Below are 741 nucleotides of genomic sequence, written 5' to 3' on the forward strand. Positions count from 1 at the left end.
GGCTCTTCCGGATCTAGAGTGCAAGGGTTCCGCAGTGGAGCAACGAGCGGATGCGGTAGTTGATCAGGTTGCGGAAGCCCAGGGCGTTGCGGCGCAGCGCTTCGAGCCGGCCGTTGATCGCCTCGGTGGGACCGTTGGAGGCCCGGTGGTCGAAGTAGGCCAAGACGTCGTCGCGACGCCGGTGCAGGGTTCGGCCGAGAGTGGCGAGTTCGTCGAGCCCGGCCGGTAGCCCGGCCCGGATCCGGTCGATCACCGCCGCGAGCGCGGTCTTGCCGCGGCGGCGGTCGTCGGTGGCGTAGGCGGCGATGATCTGCTGATACGCCCACCAGGTGACCTCGACCGCGACGTGCTCCTCGCCCGCGAACACCGCCTCGAGCCGGGTTCGCTGCTTGTCGGTGAGCAGCCCGAGACGGGTCCGCAGGGTGCGTCGCACCCGGTAGAGCGGGTCACCGGAGCGGCCTCGATGGCCGAGGGTGTCCTGCTGGACGCGTTGGCGACACAGGTCGAGCTTGTGCCCGGCCAGAGCGACGACGTGGAACGGGTCCATCACCGTCGCCGCCTGCGGAACGGCCTCGGTGGCGGCGTTCTTGTAGCCGCCGAACCCGTCCATCGCCACGACCCGGACGCTGTCGCGGAAGGACTGGTCGCGGGCTTCGAGCCAGGACTTCAGCGCCGCTGCCGACCGTCCGGGGACCAGGTCGAGCAGCCGGGCTCGGCCTCGACCCGCGACGACATCGGTGA

At 70.6% G+C, this 741-nt stretch carries 1 protein-coding gene; it reads right to left on the minus strand.

Going from position 1 to position 741, the window contains the following annotated elements:
- Window positions 1-13 precede the first annotated feature (13 nt).
- The coding region (locus tag FVA95_RS29090; protein ID WP_149666926.1) for an ISL3 family transposase at window positions 14-741 on the minus strand (728 nt) is incomplete at its 5' end.

Origin of the sequence: Pseudonocardia sp. EV170527-09 (assembly GCF_008369905.1) — a bacterium.
Classification (GTDB): Bacteria; Actinomycetota; Actinomycetes; order Mycobacteriales; family Pseudonocardiaceae; genus Pseudonocardia.